At 74.4% G+C, this 16500-nt stretch carries 19 protein-coding genes; 4 read left to right on the top strand and 15 right to left on the bottom strand.

Annotated elements, in window-relative coordinates; all coding sequences use genetic code 11:
- The first annotated feature begins 38 nt into the window (after window positions 1–38).
- Window positions 39–935: a DUF72 domain-containing protein gene (locus AC3WT4_RS08970; RefSeq protein WP_108051691.1), complete on the top strand. Its 897-nt coding sequence runs from the start codon at window positions 39–41 to the stop codon at window positions 933–935.
- Window positions 936–1049: 114 nt separating this feature from the next.
- Window positions 1050–2039, top strand: coding sequence for a type I pantothenate kinase (gene coaA, locus AC3WT4_RS08965; protein ID WP_074808914.1), 990 nt, complete (start codon window positions 1050–1052; stop codon window positions 2037–2039).
- Between the two features lie 33 nt (window positions 2040–2072).
- Here coaA and AC3WT4_RS08960 read toward each other — a convergent pair whose 3' ends face one another.
- From AC3WT4_RS08960 to AC3WT4_RS08925, 8 genes are all read right to left on the bottom strand, one after another.
- Window positions 2073–2951 carry a DedA family protein gene (locus AC3WT4_RS08960; RefSeq protein ID WP_492315260.1) on the bottom strand — a complete coding sequence of 293 codons (879 nt, stop codon included), beginning with the start codon at window positions 2949–2951 and terminating at the stop codon, window positions 2073–2075.
- Window positions 2952–3212: 261 nt separating this feature from the next.
- Window positions 3213–3857 carry a peptide deformylase gene (locus AC3WT4_RS08955; RefSeq protein ID WP_083385248.1) on the bottom strand — a complete coding sequence of 215 codons (645 nt, stop codon included), beginning with the start codon at window positions 3855–3857 and terminating at the stop codon, window positions 3213–3215.
- Window positions 3854–5215, bottom strand: coding sequence for a phosphoglucosamine mutase (glmM, locus tag AC3WT4_RS08950; protein ID WP_492315259.1), 1362 nt, complete (start codon window positions 5213–5215; stop codon window positions 3854–3856). Before glmM ends, AC3WT4_RS08955 begins: the two co-directional genes overlap by 4 nt.
- Before the next feature lie 149 nt (window positions 5216–5364).
- On the bottom strand, window positions 5365–5853 hold the full coding sequence (rpsI, locus tag AC3WT4_RS08945; protein WP_074808912.1) for a 30S ribosomal protein S9: 489 nt from the start codon (window positions 5851–5853) through the stop codon (window positions 5365–5367).
- A 45-nt stretch (window positions 5854–5898) separates the two neighbouring features.
- Window positions 5899–6342, bottom strand: coding sequence for a 50S ribosomal protein L13 (gene rplM / locus AC3WT4_RS08940; protein WP_021479847.1), 444 nt, complete (start codon window positions 6340–6342; stop codon window positions 5899–5901).
- A gap of 170 nt (window positions 6343–6512) precedes the next feature.
- Window positions 6513–7433: an oxygen-dependent tRNA uridine(34) hydroxylase TrhO gene (trhO, locus tag AC3WT4_RS08935; protein WP_083385247.1), complete on the bottom strand. Its 921-nt coding sequence runs from the start codon at window positions 7431–7433 to the stop codon at window positions 6513–6515.
- Between the two features lie 20 nt (window positions 7434–7453).
- Complete coding sequence (locus AC3WT4_RS08930; protein WP_492315258.1) at window positions 7454–9148, bottom strand: ABC-F family ATP-binding cassette domain-containing protein; 1695 nt, start codon at window positions 9146–9148, stop codon at window positions 7454–7456.
- Between the two features lie 63 nt (window positions 9149–9211).
- Complete coding sequence (locus tag AC3WT4_RS08925) at window positions 9212–9817, bottom strand: DUF937 domain-containing protein (RefSeq protein WP_492315257.1); 606 nt, start codon at window positions 9815–9817, stop codon at window positions 9212–9214.
- Between the two features lie 178 nt (window positions 9818–9995).
- Here AC3WT4_RS08925 and AC3WT4_RS08920 point away from each other — a divergent pair, with 178 nt between their 5' ends.
- Window positions 9996–10397, top strand: coding sequence for a DUF5709 domain-containing protein (locus tag AC3WT4_RS08920; RefSeq protein WP_034654904.1), 402 nt, complete (start codon window positions 9996–9998; stop codon window positions 10395–10397).
- 57 nt (window positions 10398–10454) lie between these two features.
- On the opposite strand, the gene truA is transcribed toward AC3WT4_RS08920, so the two are convergent.
- Complete coding sequence (truA, locus tag AC3WT4_RS08915; RefSeq protein WP_108050529.1) at window positions 10455–11348, bottom strand: tRNA pseudouridine(38-40) synthase TruA; 894 nt, start codon at window positions 11346–11348, stop codon at window positions 10455–10457.
- Between the two features lie 116 nt (window positions 11349–11464).
- Here truA and AC3WT4_RS08910 point away from each other — a divergent pair, with 116 nt between their 5' ends.
- On the top strand, window positions 11465–12235 hold the full coding sequence (locus tag AC3WT4_RS08910) for an ROK family protein (RefSeq protein ID WP_108050515.1): 771 nt from the start codon (window positions 11465–11467) through the stop codon (window positions 12233–12235).
- A 16-nt stretch (window positions 12236–12251) separates the two neighbouring features.
- Here AC3WT4_RS08910 and AC3WT4_RS08905 read toward each other — a convergent pair whose 3' ends face one another.
- The 6 genes from AC3WT4_RS08905 to rpmJ form a co-directional block, all read right to left on the bottom strand.
- Window positions 12252–13139 carry an alpha/beta fold hydrolase gene (locus AC3WT4_RS08905; protein WP_492315256.1) on the bottom strand — a complete coding sequence of 296 codons (888 nt, stop codon included), beginning with the start codon at window positions 13137–13139 and terminating at the stop codon, window positions 12252–12254.
- A 252-nt stretch (window positions 13140–13391) separates the two neighbouring features.
- Window positions 13392–13934: a 50S ribosomal protein L17 gene (gene rplQ, locus AC3WT4_RS08900; protein WP_108050513.1), complete on the bottom strand. Its 543-nt coding sequence runs from the start codon at window positions 13932–13934 to the stop codon at window positions 13392–13394.
- Window positions 13935–14008: 74 nt separating this feature from the next.
- Window positions 14009–15028 (bottom strand): DNA-directed RNA polymerase subunit alpha, encoded by a 1020-nt coding sequence (locus AC3WT4_RS08895; protein ID WP_074808900.1) that lies wholly within the window; start codon window positions 15026–15028, stop codon window positions 14009–14011.
- A 217-nt stretch (window positions 15029–15245) separates the two neighbouring features.
- Entirely contained in the window at window positions 15246–15650 is a 405-nt protein-coding gene (gene rpsK, locus AC3WT4_RS08890) for a 30S ribosomal protein S11 (RefSeq protein WP_021479759.1), read from the bottom strand.
- Window positions 15651–15763: 113 nt separating this feature from the next.
- Window positions 15764–16138, bottom strand: a complete 375-nt coding sequence (gene rpsM / locus AC3WT4_RS08885) for a 30S ribosomal protein S13 (protein ID WP_021479758.1) — start codon at window positions 16136–16138, stop codon at window positions 15764–15766.
- A 237-nt stretch (window positions 16139–16375) separates the two neighbouring features.
- Window positions 16376–16489, bottom strand: coding sequence for a 50S ribosomal protein L36 (rpmJ, locus tag AC3WT4_RS08880; protein WP_009740505.1), 114 nt, complete (start codon window positions 16487–16489; stop codon window positions 16376–16378).
- Window positions 16490–16500: the final 11 nt, after the last annotated feature.

Here is a 16500-nt window from a genome sequence, read left to right as displayed (position 1 = left end):
CCGGGCGTGCGACGCGCGTCGCCGCGAGGCTGGTGCTCGTGCCCACCGTCCGGATCGGTCTCTCGGGGTGGCGGTACGCCGACTGGCGCGGACCGTTCTACCCCGCGGGACTCCCCCAGCGCCGCGAGCTCGAGCACGTCGCCTCGCTCTTCCCCGCCGTCGAGCTCAACGGGTCGTTCTACTCGATGCAGCGGCCGTCGTCGTTCGTCGCGTGGCGCGACCAGACACCCGAGGGCTTCACGTTCGCGGTCAAGGGCCCGCGCTTCGTCACGCACATGAAACGGCTGCGCGACGTGCGGACGCCGCTCGCCAACTTCTTCGCGAGCGGCGTCCTCGCGCTCGGGAGCAGGCTCGGGCCCGTCCTGTGGCAGCTCCCGGCGCGCACCGCCTTCGACCACGACCTGCTCGACGCGTTCCTCACGCTCCTGCCGCGCACCACCGGCGCGGCGGCGCGGCTCGCGCAGGAGCACGACGACCGCCTGCGCGCGCCCGCCTGGACGGAGACGGACGCGGACCGCCCGCTCGTGCACGCGCTCGAGCCGCGGCACGCGTCGTTCGCCACCCCGGAGGCGCTCGACCTCCTGCGCCGGCACGGGGTGGCGTTCGCCGTCTCGGACGGCGCGGGCCGGTGGCCGCTCGTCGAGGCGGTCACGAGCCCGCTCGTGTACGTGCGCCTGCACGGCGACCAGGAGCTCTACCGCAGCGGCTACCGGCCGCACGTCCTCGACGCGTGGGCCGAGCGCGTCCGCACCTGGCACGCCGCGGGCCACGACGTCGAGGTCTACCTCGACAACGACGTCGACGCCCACGCCCCGGCCGACGCGCTCGCCCTCATGGCCCGCCTGCCCGACCTCGCGCTCCCCGGCCCGGGCCCCGTCGTCGAGCCGGCACCGCGCCGTCGTCGGGCAGCACGCGGACCCGACGGCGCCCGTTGAGGCGCCCCGCGGAGGACGCCCCGCGGGGCGCGGTCGGGGCGCGGTCGGGGCGCAGTCGGGGCGCAAGGACGCCCCGTGCACCGGCACGGGCGCGCATCCGGCAGAATCGGGCGGGTGTCCTCCCCCGCCGACGACCCGTCCGACCTCCTGCGGGCCCACCTGGCCGCGCCGTCGTCCTCGCCGTACGTCGATCTCGACCGGGCCGTGTGGAGCCGCCTGTCGGAGTCGACGCCGCTGCCGCTGACCGACGACGACGTCGCCCGCCTGCGCGGCCTCGGAGACCCGATCGACCTCGCGGAGGTCGACGCCGTGTACCGGCCGCTGTCGCGCCTGCTCAACCTCTACGTCACCGCGACGTCCGGCCTGCACGAGGCGACGTCGACGTTCCTGCGCGAGGAGACCGGCAACACGCCCTACGTGATCGGCGTGGCGGGCTCGGTCGCCGTCGGGAAGTCGACGACGGCACGCGTGCTGCGCGAGATGCTGGCCCGCTGGCCGGAGACCCCGCGCGTCGAGCTCATCACGACCGACGGCTTCCTCTACCCCAACGCGGAGCTCGCGCGCCGAGGGCTCATGGACCGCAAGGGGTTCCCCGAGTCCTACGACCGTCGCGCGCTCATCCGGTTCCTGTCCAAGGTCAAGGCGGGCCACGCCGAGGTGCGGGCTCCCGTCTACGACCACCTCACGTACGACATCGTGCCGGGGGCCGAGACCGTGGTGCGCAAGCCCGACGTCCTCGTCGTCGAGGGCCTCAACGTGCTCCAGCCGGCCCGCCCCAGCGCGCACGACGAGTCGACCGTCGCCGTGTCGGACTTCTTCGACTTCTCGATCTACGTCGACGCCCGCACGCGCAACATCCGCCAGTGGTACGTGGACCGGTTCCTCGCGCTGCGCCGCACGGCGTTCGCGCGCCCCGAGTCGTACTTCCGCCGCTACGCCGACCTCACGGACGAGCAGGCGGTGGAGCGGGCGAAGTCCATCTGGGACGCCATCAACGCGCCGAACCTCGAGCAGAACATCCTGCCCACGCGCGGCCGCGCGACCCTCGTCCTCACGAAGGGCTCGGACCACTCGGTCCAGCGCGTCCGCCTGCGCAAGCTCTGACACGGCCCGCCCGGCACGCGGGCGGTGGCGGGCTCAGGTCGCGCGGGGCGGCGAGCCCGGCGTGCCCGACGACGTCGCCCCCGACGACCCGGGCGGCACCGTCCCCGAGGCGTCCGCCGTGCGCGGACCGGGCACGGGCCCGCCGGTCACCGGCCCGGTCGCCGTGCGCCCGTCGGCCGTCGCGCCCCCGCCGGGCGTGGTCGTGGTCGGCGTCCCGCCGGTCGTCGGCGCGGTCCCGGCCGGGCCGGTCGCGTCCTCCCCGGCGGGCACCTGCGGCGTCGGCGGCAGCTCGCCGCGCTGGCGCGCCCGCATCATGAGCACGCGGTCGATGACGAACCCGCTCCCGACGCCCAGCACGATGCCCACGACCATCGCGAGCAGCGGCTCGTGGCCCAGCCACCGGGCGGCGACGAGCCCGATGAGCACCGAGTAGACGGCCCACGTCACCGCCGCGACGGCGGAGAACGCCATGAAGCGGCGCCGCGGGTACCCGACGGCGCCGGCCGTCATGTTCACCGCGACGCGGCCCACGGGGATGTAGCGCGCCGCGAGGATGAACGACGCGCCGCGGTGCGCGAGGGCGCGCTCGGCCCACGCCACGGCGCGACGCCCGCGGGGCGTGCGCAGGATGCGGAGGCGCTCCGTGCCGACGGCGCGGCCGATCGCGAACGCGATCTGGTCCCCGGTCCAGGCGCCCAGGGCCGCGACGAGGAGCACGAGGACGAGGTTCGGCTCGCCGGTCGCGTGCGCGGAGACCGCGAGCGTGATGACGACCGACTCGCTCGGGACCGGCGGGAAGAACCCGTCGATCGTCGCGAAGCCGAACAGCGCGGGATAGATCCACGCGGACGCCGCGAGGGCGAGAATCCAGTGCTCGAGATTCTCCAGGAAGATCGACACGGCGTCGGGCAACGGCGTCCTCGTTCGTCTGCTGGCGGGGAGGCCAGGCGGGCGGTGGCGACAGGTCGGTCGTCCTGCACCAGGACAAGCCTACGGAGCGCGAGGACGACGACCATCAGGGAGACCCCCGGTTCACCCCTGAGGACCCCGGCGCGACGGCGCCGCGCCGCTGACGAGTCTGCCGTGCCGACCGCCGCGGGTCGTCATCCCGACGGACGACTTCCCGCGGCGGCCCCTCCGTCGTGAGGACCAGGGCCGCGGACGCCCGGAGCGCTAGCTCCCGGCGCCCGGGAGCCGCGCGACCCCGAGGGTCGAGGACAGCGTGCGCAGGTCGGCGGCGTCGAGGTAGAGCTCACCCCGCAGGTGGTCCGTCTCGTGCTGGACGATGCGCGCGGGCCACCCGGTGAGCACGTCGTCGAACGGCTCGCCGGCCTCGTCCTGGCCCGTGAGCCGGACGGCGTGGGCGCGGGTCCGCTCGGCCTGCCAGCCGTGCACCGAGAGGCAGCCCTCGAAGAACGTGCGGGTCTCCTCGCCGACGACCTCGTAGCGCGGGTTCACGAGCACCCGGTACTCCAGGGGGCTCCGCTCCCGGTCGTCGTCGACGTCCGGCGCACCCGGGTCCTCGACCACGGCCACCGCGAGGCCGAGGCCGACCTGCGGCGCGGCGAGCCCCACGCCCGGCGCCGCGCGCATCGTCGCGCGCATCGCGTCGAGGAAGCGCGGCAGCACGTCGCCCAGCTGGCCCGCGTACGGCACGGCCGGCGTGCGCAGGACGGGGTGCCCGGCCTGCACGATCGGCAGGACGCCGTCGGGGTAGGCGGCGAGGAGCGCGAGGACGTGCTCGCGCAGCGCCTCGTCGACCCCCTGCCGCACGGTCGTGCCCGCCTCGCGTCCCGTCGACCGTCCCGACGCGCTCACAGGGCGAGCCGCTCGCGCACGACGCCCGCGAGCTGCCCGGCGACCGCGTCGGCCTGCTGCTGCGTCGCCGCCTCGACCATGACCCGCACGAGGGGCTCGGTGCCCGACGGCCGCAGGAGCACGCGGCCCGTCTCGCCGAGCGACCGCTCGGCACCGGCGACCGCGGCCAGCAGCGCCTCGTCGGTCGACGCCCGCGCCTTGTCCACGCCCGGGACGTTGAGGAGGGTCTGCGGGAGCCGCTGCACGACGCCCGCGAGGTCCGCGAGCTTCTGGCCCGTCGCGCGCACCCGCGCCGCGAGCTGGAGCGCCGTGAGCACGCCGTCGCCCGTCGTCGCGTAGCGCGACATGACGATGTGCCCGGACTGCTCGCCACCCAGGCCGTAGCCGTGGGCGCGCATCTCCTCGAGCACGTACCGGTCGCCGACCGCGGTCTGGACGGTGCTGATCCCCGCCGCGCGCATCGCGAGCAGGAGCCCGAGGTTGCTCATCACCGTCACGACGAGCGTGTCGTGCGGGAGCGCGCCCTCGTCCTTGAGCGCGAGGGCGAGGACGCCCATGATCTGGTCGCCGTCGACCACGGTGCCACCGTGGTCGACCGCGATGCAGCGGTCCGCGTCGCCGTCGAACGCGACGCCGAAGTCGGCCTCGGACGCGACGACGACGGCCTGGAGCTGCTCCGGGTGGTTCGAGCCACACGCCGCGTTGATGTTGCGGCCGTCGGGGCTCGCGTTGATGACGACGACGTCCGCGCCGGCCGCACGCAGCGCCGCGGGACCGACGTCGCTCGCCGCGCCGTTGGCGCAGTCGACCGCGATCCGCAGGCCGGCCAGGGGCTTGTGGTCCTCGTCGGCGCCGATGCTCGACATGAGGTGCTCGACGTACGCGCCGCCCGCGCGGCCCGAGTCCGGGGAGATGCGGCCGACGACGCCGTGCGTCGGGCGCTCCCACTCCTGGCCCAGCAGGCTCTCGATGCGGTCCTCGACCGCGTCGTCGAGCTTCACGCCGCCGCGCGCGAGGAACTTGATCCCGTTGTCCTGCATCGGGTTGTGCGAGGCCGAGATGACCACCCCGAAGTCGATGTCCATGGTGCTCGTCAGGTAGGCGACCGCGGGCGTCGGCAGCACGCCGACGTCCTTGACGTCGACGCCCGCGCTCGCGAGCCCCGCGATGAGCGCCGCCCCGAGGAACTCCCCGGACACGCGCGTGTCGCGCCCGACGACCGCGCGCGGGCGGTGCCCCTCCTCCTGGCCGCTCGCGAGCACACGAGCCGCGGCGACGCCGAGGTCCAGCGCGAGCTCCGCCGTCACGTTCCCGTTCGCGAGACCGCGCACCCCGTCGGTGCCGAAAAGCCGTCCCATGGAAGTCCTTCCCCTCGTACCGGCCGTACGCCGACCGTACGACCGTCAGCCGCTGCCCGCCGTCGGCGGGTCTTGGTCACCGCTCCTCACAAACGCCGTCGGCCCCGGCGGACGAGGTCCACCGGGGCCGACGAGCGCACAGCGCAGGATCAGCGCTTGGAGTACTGCGGTGCCTTGCGGGCCTTCTTGAGACCGGCCTTCTTGCGCTCGACGACGCGGGCGTCGCGAGTGAGGAAGCCGGCCTTCTTCAGCGCGGGGCGGTTGTGCTCGGCGTCGATCGCGTTGAGCGCGCGCGCGATCGCCAGGCGCAGCGCGCCGGCCTGGCCCGAGGAGCCGCCACCCGTGATGCGGGCGACGACGTCGAAGCGACCCTCGACGTCGACCAGCTTCAGCGGGGAGTTGACGAGCTGCTGGTGGACCTTGTTCGGGAAGTAGTCCTCGAGCGTGCGCCCGTTGACCTTCCACTGGCCGGTGCCGGGGACGAGGCGCACGCGCGCCACGGCCTCCTTGCGGCGGCCCAGGGCCTGGCCGGGGGCGGTGATGCTCTGGCCGCGGCCCGTGGGGGCGGCGGACTCGGAGGTGTAGGTGCTGGGCGTCTCGTCGCCCAGGGTGTCGGTGTCGACGGTGGTCTCGGCCACGGGTGGTGTCCTCGCGTCTCTCTGTGCGCTACGCCTGAGCGGCGATTACTGCGCGACCTGGGTGATCTCGAACGGCTTCGGCTGCTGCGCGGCGTGCGGGTGCTCGGCACCCGCGTAGACCTTCAGCTTGCCGAACTGGGCGCGACCGAGGGTCGTCTTGGGGAGCATGCCGCGCACGGCCTTCTCGACGGCACGCTCGGGGTGCTTGTCGAGCAGGTCGCCGTAGGCGACGGCACGCAGACCACCCGGGTAACCGGAGTGGTTGTAGGCCATCTTCTGCTCGCGCTTGTTGCCGCTCAGGGCGACCTTGCCGGCGTTGATGACGATGACGAAGTCACCGCCGTCGACGTGCGGAGCGAAGGTCGGCTTGTGCTTGCCGCGCAGCAGGGTGGCCACGTGGGTGGCCAGGCGGCCCAGGACGACGTCGGTCGCGTCGATGACGTACCAGTCGCGCTGGACGTCGCCGGGCTTCGGGGTGTACGTACGCACGGTCGTAGCCTTCGTTTCTGTCTCAGGATGTCTTCTTCGACCGCTGAAGCGTGCGGCCGAGAGGGCAGGTCGTTGCGCGGCGGGCTCGGTCGACACCCGCTCCTTGGCCGGCAGCGAGTGGGCGCGCTAGCGACACGGGTGTCGTGAGATGAGCACAACGACTCACCAGACTACCCGCGAGGCAGGCCGCCGGTCAAAGCGGCCGGACGCTCCCGGACGCACGTCTCGCAGCGCGTCGAGCGGGCCACGTGGACGCAGCCGGGGCAGTACAGGCGCAGGGTCCGGCAGCTCGGGTCGGCGCAGTTCTCGTACTTCGCCGTCGCAGCCCCGCACGCCGTGCACGCGCCGAGCGGCGTCGACCCCGGGCCGAGCTCGACGTGCATGCGCTCGTCGAACACGTAGAGCGACCCCTCCCACAGCCCCTGCGAGCCGAACACCTCGCCGTAGCGCACCACGCCGCCGTCGAGCTGGTAGACCTCCTCGAACCCGCGGGCGCGCAGGAGGGCCGACAGCACCTCGCACCGCACGCCCCCCGTGCAGTACGTGACGACGGGCCGGCCCTTGAGGTCGTCGTAGCGGCCGGAGTCGATCTCGGCGACGAAGTCCCGCGTGGTCGCGACGTCGGGCACGACGGCCCCGCGGAAGCGGCCGATCGCCGCCTCGAACGCGTTGCGGCCGTCGAGCATCACGACGTCGTCGCCGCGCTCCTCGACGAGGTCGTGCAGCGCCTGCGGGCTCAACCGCTCCCCGCCGCCGACGACGCCGTGCTCGTCGACCCGGACCTCGTCCGGCACGCCGAACGCGACGAGCTCGGGGCGCACCTTGACGGACAGGCGCGGGAAGTCGCGACCCGTGCCGTCCGACCACTTCACGTCGACGCCCTCGAAGCCCGGGTACCGGCGCGTGGTCTTCACGTACTGCTTGAGGTCCTCGACCGTCCCGCCGAGGGTCGCGTTGATCCCGTGCTCCGACACGATCACGCGCCCCGTGAGGTGCCACCGCTCCCCCAGCGCCTGCTGCCAGAGCTGCACGGCCCGCGGGTCGGGCAGCGGCGTGAAGGCGTAGAAGAGCACGATCTTGTGGACGGCCATGCCCACCAGGATAGGGACGGCTAGCGCGCCCGACGGACGCGCTCGACGTCCCAGACCGGCTCCGGCGCCTCGACGACCTCGCCGTCCTCGCGGAACACGAGGAAACGGTCGAAGCCGCGCGCGAACCACCGGTCGTGCGTCACCGCGAGCACGGTGCCCTGGAAGGCCGCGAGCCCTGCCTCGAGCGCCTCCGCCGAATGCAGGTCGAGGTTGTCGGTCGGCTCGTCGAGCAGGAGCAGCGTCGCGCCGTCGAGCTCGAGGAGCAGGATCTGGAAGCGCGCCTGCTGGCCGCCCGAGAGCGTCTCGAAGCGCTGCTCCGCCTGGCCCACGAGCTCGTACCGGTCGAGCGCCCGGCTCGCGCCCTCGCGCCCCATCCCCGCTCGGTGCCCCTCGCCGCGGTGGAGGATCTCCAGCAGCGTGCGCCCGCGCAGCTCCGGGTGGTCGTGGTTCTGCGCGAACCATCCGGGCCGCACCCGCGACCCGAGCACGGCCCGGCCCGTGTGCGCCACGGGGGCGGGTGCCGCCGGGCCGCCGGCCACGTCGTCCGGCACGGTGCCCGGCTCGGGGTCGCTCCCGCCCGCGGCGAGGAGGCGCAGGAAGTGCGACTTGCCGGACCCGTTCGAGCCGAGCACCGCGACGCGCTCGCCGAAGAACACCTCGACGTCGAACGGCTTCATGAGCCCCGTGAGCTCGAGCCGCTCGCACGTCACCGCGCGCTTGGCCGTCCGCCCGCCCGTGAGCCGCACGGTCACGTTCTGGTCGCGAGCGACCACCTCGGGACGCCCCGCCTCCTCGAACTTGCGCAGGCGCGTGCGCGCGGCCTGGTACCGGCTCGCGAGCCCGTCGTTGAACGCGGCCTTCGTCTTGAGCGTCCGGACGAGCTCCTGGAGCTTGGCGTGCTCCTCGTCCCAGCGCCGCGCGAGCTCGGCGAGCCGGTCGCGTCGGTCGGCGCGGGCCTGGGCGTACGTCGCGAAGCCGCCGCCGTGCACCCACACCGTGCCGCCGCCCGGCGTCGGCTCGAGCGTCGCGACCTGCGTCGCGGTGCGCGACAGCAGCTCCCGGTCGTGGGACACGAAGAGGACCGTCTTGGACGACGCGACGAGCCGCTCCTCGAGCCAGCGCTTCGTCGGCACGTCGAGGTGGTTGTCCGGCTCGTCGAGCAGCAGGACCTCCTCCGGCCCGCGCAGCAGCGCCGTGAGCGCGAGCCGCTTCTGCTCGCCCCCCGACAGCGAGCGCACGTCGCGCCACTGCGCCTTCTCGAACGGGACCGACAGCACCTCGTCGGTCACCTCGTCCCAGCCGGCCTCGGCGTCGTAGCCGCCCACGTCCGCCCAGTCCACGAGGGCCTGCGCGTAGCGGAGCTGGGCGGGCTCGTCGTCGACCGTCATGATGCCGTGCTCGGCGGCCGCGAGCTCGAGCGCCGCCTCGCGGACGGCGGTCGGCGCGAGCCCGACGAGCAGGTCGCGCACCGTGCGGTCGTCGTCGATGCGGCCCACGTCCTGGCGCATGACCCCGAGCCCGCCGCTGCGCACGACGGCGCCCCCGTGCGGCGCGACCTCGCCGGTGACGATGCGCAGCAGCGTCGACTTCCCGACGCCGTTGGGCCCTACGAGCGCGACGCGCGCGCCGTCCGCGACCCGCAGGTCGACGCCGTCGAGCAGGGTGCGCCCGTCGGGCAGGTGATACGTGACGTCGCTGAGGTCGAGGTGTCCCACCCCGTCATGGTCCCCGACGTCGGCCGCGCGGTCACGCGCTTTGTGGACGCCCGCCCGAGGGGCTCAGCGCCGGCCGCCCCCGAGGAGACCGCCCAGACCGCCCAGGAGGTCGCCGAGACCGCCCCCGGAGCCCGAGCCGCCGCTCAGCAGCCCGCCGAGGACGTCACCCAGTCCGCCCCCGCCGGTCTGCGGAGCTCCCGACCGCTCGCCCGCGCTCTTCCCCGCCGCGGAGCCGGTGCCGGTGCCGGTCGGGGCGCCGCCCGGCGCTCCGGCACCGCCGAGCTGCTTCGCGAGGAAGGCCAGCGCGATCGGCGCGAGCGCGGGCAGCACCTTGGCGAGCAGGTCCTTGCCGGTGCCCGTCGAGTCGGCGAGCTGCGCGACGACCGCCTGCTCGTTCTGCCCGAACACGTGCCCGACGATCTTGCGGCCGTCGTCCGTGTCGACGTCGTCGAGGTCGACCCCGCCCTCGACGAGCGCGGGGTCGTGCTGCGCGACGGCCTCGCCGAGCGACGCCGCGCCCGCCGGGTCCTGCGCGTTCGCGCGCAGCCCGCCCAGCAGCGCGGGCAGCGCCGCGCCGACCGCGCGCTGCGCCGTCGCCTCGTCGACGCCGAGCCGACCGGCGAGCTGGTCGAGCGGGACGGTGGACAGGATGTCGTCGATGCCGGCCATGGCGTCGTCCTCCGGGTACGTGTTCAGCGGATCGCTGCGGCGCGGTGGTGCGGCGATCGCGCGAGCGGTGCGGTGCGGTGCGGTGCGGTGCGGCCCCACCGTAGTCCCGGCGCGACGTCCTCGCAGGCACGAGCGTCCGGGGCTGCGTCCGTCCCCGCGAGGTGCCAGGGTGGAATGCATGAGCGAAGACACCACCGCCACGAGCCCCGACCCGGAGACGGGCGCCGAGGGCGACACCGACCAGCTCCAGCCCGAGGAGACGCTCCTCGACCGCGGCGTGGACGACGTGCTCGACGAGGGCTACTCCCCGCCCGAGCGCCCCCGCTCGAACCACTTCGGCGAGACGCCGTGGGAAGAGGTGCACGGCGAGACCCTCGACCAGCGCCTGGCCGAGGAGGAGCCGGAGGAGTGGGAGCGCGACCCGTCCGAGCGCCCCGACGAGACCCGCGCGGGCCGCCTCGTCGCGGACCCCGACGCCCTCGACGGGCGCCAGAACGACACGTACGCCGACGACGAGGGGATCTCCGGGGGCGCCGCCGGCGCCGAGGAGGCCGCCGTCCACGTCGTCGAGGAGCCCTGAGGTCGGGGAGCCCTGAGGTCGAGGAGCACCGAGGACGAGCGCCCGCCCGCGGCCGGCTCAGGCCGGCTCGCGGGGCGGCGCGTCCTCCCAGACGTCCTCCTCGTTCCGCACGGCGCGGATGCGGTCGGCACGCGCCGCGAGCTCGGCGTCGGGCGGGTAGGTGACCTCCTCGAGCACGAGCCCGTGCGCGGGCACCACGCCCGCCCCCGCGTCCCGGCGCCGGCTCGCGAGGAGCTCGGCGGGCCAGCCCACGCCGCGCCGCCCCTCCCCCACGGCGAGCGACGCGCCGACGAGCGCGCGCACCATGTTGTGGCAGAACGCGTCCGCGCGGACGTGCGCGACGACGAGTCCCGCGTCGGGCCCGTCCGTCGGGCGCGACCACGACAGGTGCTGCAGCTCGCGGATCGTCGTCGCGCCGGGTCGCGGCTTGCAGAACGCGGCGAAGTCCCGCACCCCGAGCAGGGGCCGCACGGCCGCGTCCATCGCCGCGACGTCGAGCGGTCGGCGGTTCCACAGCACCCACTCCCGGCGCAGCGGGTCGCGCTGCGCCGGGTCGTCCGCCACGCGGTAGGTGTACGCGCGGTGCAGCGCGGAGAAGCGGGCGTCGAACCCGGCCGGTGCCCGCGTCGCGCGGTGCACGACGACGTCCCCCGGCAGCACGCCGCCCAGCCGCGCGACGAGCGCGTCCCCCGGCGCGCGGTCGGACCGGCCGGGCAGCGCCTCCCACTGCGCCCGCGCGAGGTCGACGTGCGCGACCTGGCCCCGCGCGTGCACGCCCGCGTCCGTGCGGCCCGCGACCGTGAGCCGTGGCGCCGCGCCCCGCAGGATCGTCGCGAGCCCCTCCTCGATCGTCCCCTGCACCGTGCGCAGCGTCGGCTGCCGCGCCCAGCCGGCGAACGCCGTCCCCTGGTAGGCGAGGTCCAGGCGCACGCGCACGACGTCGTCCGGCACGTCGGGTCGCGGGGCGTCGGGGTCCGGGAGTGCGGGGGGCGGGACGGCGGTCACGGGAGATCACCGTAGTCGCCCGCCCGTGCGCCGCGCGCGCCGCCGTGCCTACGCTGCCGCCCATGACCGGCGACCCGCACGACGTCCGCACGCTCGCCGTCGACTGCGGCGGGGGCGGGATCAAGGCGAACGTGCTCGACGCGTCGGGCACCGCGCACGCCGCGGCCGTGCGCGTCCCCACGCCCTACCCCCTCCCGCCCGACCTTCTCGTCGAGACGGTCGCCGGCATCGCGGCCACGCTGCCTCCCGCGGACCGGGTCACGGTGGGCATGCCCGGGATGATCCGGCGCGGCGTCGTCGTGCACACGCCCCACTACGTGACGCGCAGCGGGCCGCGGTCGCGCGTGGACCCCGCGCTCGTCGAGGCGTGGACGAGCTTCGACGTCCGCGCCGCCGTCGAGCACCGGCTCGGCGTCCCGGCGCTCGTGCTCAACGACGCCGAGGTGCACGGCGCGGGCGTCGTCGCGGCGTCCGGGCTCGAGCTCGTGCTGACGCTGGGGACGGGGCTCGGCTCCGCGCTGTTCCACGGGGGTCGGCTCGCCCCGCACCTCGAGTGGTCGCGGGCGCCCGTGCGGCGCGGCACCACGTACGACGAGTACGTCGGCGAGCCCGAGCGTCGCCGCCTCGGCGACGGGCTCTGGTCGCGGCGGGTCCTCGCGGTCGTCGAGGGCCTGCGGCCCGTGTTCTGGTGGGACCGCCTCTACCTGGGCGGGGGCAACTCGCGGCGGATCACGCCGAGCGTCCTCGACCGGCTCGGCGACGACGTCGTCGTGGTGCCGAACTCGGCGGCGCTCGTCGGGGGCGCTCGCGCATGGGACCTCCCGCCCGCCTGACCCCTCAGCCACCCTCTCAGCGACGGGCCGTGCGGCGCTGAGGCGCCCCTTCGGCGGGGCGGGGACCCGGCGCGGCTCCCGCGGTGCGGAGTCCCGCCGCGGACCCGGAGGAGCCCGGCGTGGCGTCCGCTCCCCCGTCCCCGGGCGACGCGCCCGCGGCCAGCGTGCGGTGGGCGCCGAGCAGGACGCGGTTGAACGCCACGGGCGCGTCCAGGCTCACCAGGTGCCTCGCACCCGGGACGACGACGAGCCGGGCCGTGGCCCCACCCGCGCGCGCCGCGGCGAGGAACCCGCGCTCCCCGAGCCGGAAGTGGTCCCAGCGGCCGTTGACGAGCCAGACCGGCGAGTCCGCCGCCGCGAGAGCCCGGACCGGGTCGACCGCCCCCACCTCGCGCAGGATCGCGCTCATGACGTCCAGGGCGAACCCGCCCGCCGCGAGGTCGGCGCCGGCCTGGGGCGTCATCGCCCGGTCGACGAGCGCCTGGTTCAGCCCGGCGCCCCCGTCCGGGAGCCGCTCGATGCCGCGCGCGAGGACGAGCCAGCCGCCGCGCAGACGCGTCGACGGCGGCGTCGAGCACGCGGCGGCGACCAGACCCACGACGCGCTCCGGGTGGCGCGCGCGCGTCTCGATCGCGACGTAGCCCCCGAGGGACAGCCCGACGACGAGCGCGCGTCCGCCGACCTCGTCGATCCCGGCCGCGACCGCCTCGACCGCGCCGTCGAGCGTGAACGCCTCGCCGCGCCGCGCCCCGTGGCCCGGCAGGTCCACCGCGAGGGCCCGCACCCCGGCGCGGCGCAGCGCCGCGAGCTGGTCGCGCCACATCGAGCGTGACGTGCGCGAGCCGTGCACGAGGACGACGGGCGGCCACGCCCCGGTCCGGGGCGACGCGTCGGTGGAGGTCACGTCTCGACCGTAGGCCCAGGACCTCGCGAGATCGACCCGAGGTCACGAGGTCGACCCCGGAGGGTCGGTCTCCGCACTCCGGGTCGATCTCGACAGTCCGCCGGGCGGCCCCGGCCCCGGCCCGACGGCGCCCGTCTCCCGGCCGCGGCAGGGCTCACGACGCGCGAGGCTCACGACACGGCAGGGCCCGGGACCGTGCGGTCCCGGGCCCTGCGCGACGAACCCCTGGAGGGCTCGGCGGGGAGAGGAGGCTCAGGCCTCCTTCTTCTCCTCCGTGGCGTCCTCGACGGGCGCGTCCTGGACGTCCTCGACGGCGGCGTCCTCGACGGGCGCGTCCTCGACCTTGTCGGCCTTCTTGGACGGCTTGTCGGCCTTCTTCTTGCTCGCCTTCTCGGCAGCCTTCTCCGCCTCGCGGACGACGGCCTGCTTCGGGCTGACGGGCTCGGTCACGAGCTCGATCACCGCGAGGGGCGCGTTGTCGCCCTTGCGCGTGCCGACCTTCGTGATGCGCGTGTAGCCACCCTCACGCTCCGCCATCTGCGGGGCGATCTCGGTGAACAGCGTGTGCACCACGGACTTGTCGCGGACGACGCGCAGGACGCGACGGCGCGCGTGCAGGTCGCCGCGCTTGGCGAACGTGATGAGGCGCTCGGCCACCGGGCGCAGGCGCTTCGCCTTGGTCTCGGTGGTCGTGATGCGGCCGTGCTCGAAGAGCTGGGTGGACAGGTTCGCGAGCATCAGGCGCTCGTGAGCCGGTCCGCTGCCGAGCCGGGGGCCCTTGGCGGGGGTAGGCATGGGATGTGCTCCTTGGGAAGTGATCGCGCCGCAGGTGCGGACCCGGACGCGCTGAGGTGTCTAGAGCCGCAGGCTCAGTACTGCTGCTCGGTGTCCGAGAACGTCGCCTCGTCGTCGTCGCCCTCGTAGTAAGCGGCGGCCGACGGGTCGAAGTCGAGCGGCGAGTCCTTGAGGGACAGGCCGAGCTCGGCGAGCTTCTCCTTCACCTCGTTGATGGACTTCGCACCGAAGTTGCGGATGTCCAGCAGGTCCGCCTCGCTGCGTGCGACGAGCTCGCCCACCTGGTGGATGCCCTCGCGCTTGAGGCAGTTGTACGAGCGGATCGTGAGGTTGAGCTCCTCGATCGGCAGCGCCAGGTCCGCGGCCAGGGCCGCGTCCGTCGGCGACGGACCGATCTCGATGCCCTCGGCCTCGACGTTGAGCTCGCGGGCGAGGCCGAAGAGCTCCACCAGCGTCTTGCCGGCCGACGCGAGCGCGTCGCGCGGCGAGATCGCCGGCTTCGTCTCGACGTCCACGACCAGCTTGTCGAAGTCCGTGCGCTGCTCGACACGCGTCGCCTCGACCTTGTAGGTCACCTTGAGGACCGGCGAGTAGATCGAGTCGACCGGGATCCGGCCGATCTCGGCGTCGAACGACTTGTTCTGCGAGGCCGAGACGTAGCCACGGCCGCGCTCGACGGTCAGCTCGATCTCGAGCTTGCCCTTGTCGTTGAGCGTGGCGATGTGCAGCTCGGGGTTGTGGACCTCCACACCCGCGGGCGGGACGATGTCCGCCGCGGTGACCGCACCAGCACCCTGCTTGCGCAGGTACATCACGACGGGCTCGTCGTTCTCCGAGGAGACGACGAGGTTCTTGATGTTGAGGATGACCTCGGTCACGTCCTCCTTCACACCCGGCACGGTGGTGAACTCGTGGAGCACACCGTCGATGCGGATGGAGGTGACCGCCGCGCCCGGGATGGACGACAGCAGCGTGCGACGCAGCGAGTTGCCGAGCGTGTAGCCGAAGCCGGGCTCCAGCGGCTCGATGGAGAAGCGCGAACGGTTCTCCGAGATGACCTCTTCGGTCAAGGTGGGGCGCTGTGCGATCAGCACTGGTGGTTTCCTTTCGGTGAGCGTCCGCCATATGACGCTGCACGGTTCAAGGCGAGGTGCGTGCCTGCGGCACGCGGCCCCGGCCGGGACTCTGTCCACCCGGCCGGGAAGGGTGCGTCGACCCCGTCAGGAGGCGGCTGCCCCGTGACGGGCGCCGTCGACGGGCTCGGCCGATCGGTGACCGGGCGGCCCGTCGACGGCACGCCGACGACGAGGGTCAGACGCGACGACGCTTGGGCGGCCGGCACCCGTTGTGCGCCTGCGGCGTCACGTCCTGGATCGAGCCGACCTCGAGGCCGGCCGACTGCAGCGAGCGGATCGCCGTCTCACGACCCGAGCCCGGGCCCTTGACGAAGACGTCGACCTTCTTCATGCCGTGCTCCTGCGCCTTGCGGGCAGCGGCCTCGGCCGCGAGGCCGGCGGCGAAGGGGGTCGACTTGCGGGAGCCCTTGAAGCCGACGTCGCCGCCGGAGGCCCACGCGATCACGGCGCCCGACGGGTCCGTGATCGACACGATCGTGTTGTTGAACGTGCTCTTGATGTGCGCCTGGCCGGCGGGGACGTTCTTCTTGTCCTTGCGACGAGGCTTGCGCCCAGCGGCGGCGCGAGTCTTGGGAGGCATGTCCTTCTTCTCTCCTGGTCTGAGGTGGTCTGACCGCGGGGATCTCCACCCGGCACGGCACGGACCGTGAGGTCCGGGTCAGTGCGCGAGCAGGGCCCGCCCTGCGGACTGGCTCAGCGGGCCTTCTTCTTGCCGGCCACGGTGCGCTTCGGTCCCTTGCGCGTGCGCGCGTTGGTCTTCGTGCGCTGACCGCGCACGGGCAGGCCGCGGCGGTGACGCAGGCCCTGGTAGGTGCCGATCTCGACCTTGCGGCGGATGTCGGCGGCCACCTCACGACGGAGGTCACCCTCGAGCTTGTAGTTGCCCTCGAGGTAGTCGCGGAGCGCGACGAGCTCGGCGTCGCCGAGGTCCTTGACGCGGGCGTCCGGGCTGATGCCGGTAGCGGCCAGCGTCTGCTGGGCGCGGGTACGGCCGACGCCGTAGATGTAGGTGAGCGCGACCTCGAGCCGCTTGTCGCGGGGGAGGTCGACGCCGATGAGACGTGCCATGTGCCTTTCGGCTCCTCGTGCTTCGTCGGAGGTCTGTCGCACCGCCCTCCCACGGGGAGCTCCGTGGGCCCCGGCCTCCGAGCCGGGGGTTCCCCTGCCTGTGGCGTTCTCCTCCCGGACTCGCGTCCGGGGTGCCGAGCAGGTTCGTGGTGGTGCGCTGGTGGCCGGCCGTCGTCGTGACGGGCGGCCTGGTGATCGCGGTCCCGGAGGACCGTCACCCGTGGCGCAGGTGAGGGCTCAGCCCTGGCGCTGCTTGTGCCGCAGGTTCTCGCAGATCACCATGACGCGACCGTGCCGGCGGATCACCTTGCACTTGTCGCAGATCTTCTTGACGCTGGGCTTGACCTTCATCTTCGTTCCCT

The organism is Cellulosimicrobium sp. EB106-03-01-XG111, assembly GCF_058792115.1.
Note: the sequence above shows the minus strand (reverse complement) of the source record. Positions and strands in the feature narration are given on the sequence as shown.

Coding starts and splice junctions, on each gene's coding strand:
- glmM (WP_492315259.1), bottom strand. CDS start 5,215: ATGGGACGGCTTTTCGGCACCGACGGGGTGCGCGGTCTCGCGAACGGG.
- rpsM (WP_021479758.1), bottom strand. CDS start 16,138: ATGGCACGTCTCATCGGCGTCGACCTCCCCCGCGACAAGCGGCTCGAG.
- rpmJ (WP_009740505.1), bottom strand. CDS start 16,489: ATGAAGGTCAAGCCCAGCGTCAAGAAGATCTGCGACAAGTGCAAGGTG.
- rpsK (WP_021479759.1), bottom strand. CDS start 15,650: ATGCCTCCCAAGACTCGCGCCGCCGCTGGGCGCAAGCCTCGTCGCAAG.
- AC3WT4_RS08910 (WP_108050515.1), top strand. CDS start 11,465: ATGACCGGCGACCCGCACGACGTCCGCACGCTCGCCGTCGACTGCGGC.
- trhO (WP_083385247.1), bottom strand. CDS start 7,433: ATGGCCGTCCACAAGATCGTGCTCTTCTACGCCTTCACGCCGCTGCCC.
- rplQ (WP_108050513.1), bottom strand. CDS start 13,934: ATGCCTACCCCCGCCAAGGGCCCCCGGCTCGGCAGCGGACCGGCTCAC.
- AC3WT4_RS08925 (WP_492315257.1), bottom strand. CDS start 9,817: ATGGCCGGCATCGACGACATCCTGTCCACCGTCCCGCTCGACCAGCTC.
- AC3WT4_RS08920 (WP_034654904.1), top strand. CDS start 9,996: ATGAGCGAAGACACCACCGCCACGAGCCCCGACCCGGAGACGGGCGCC.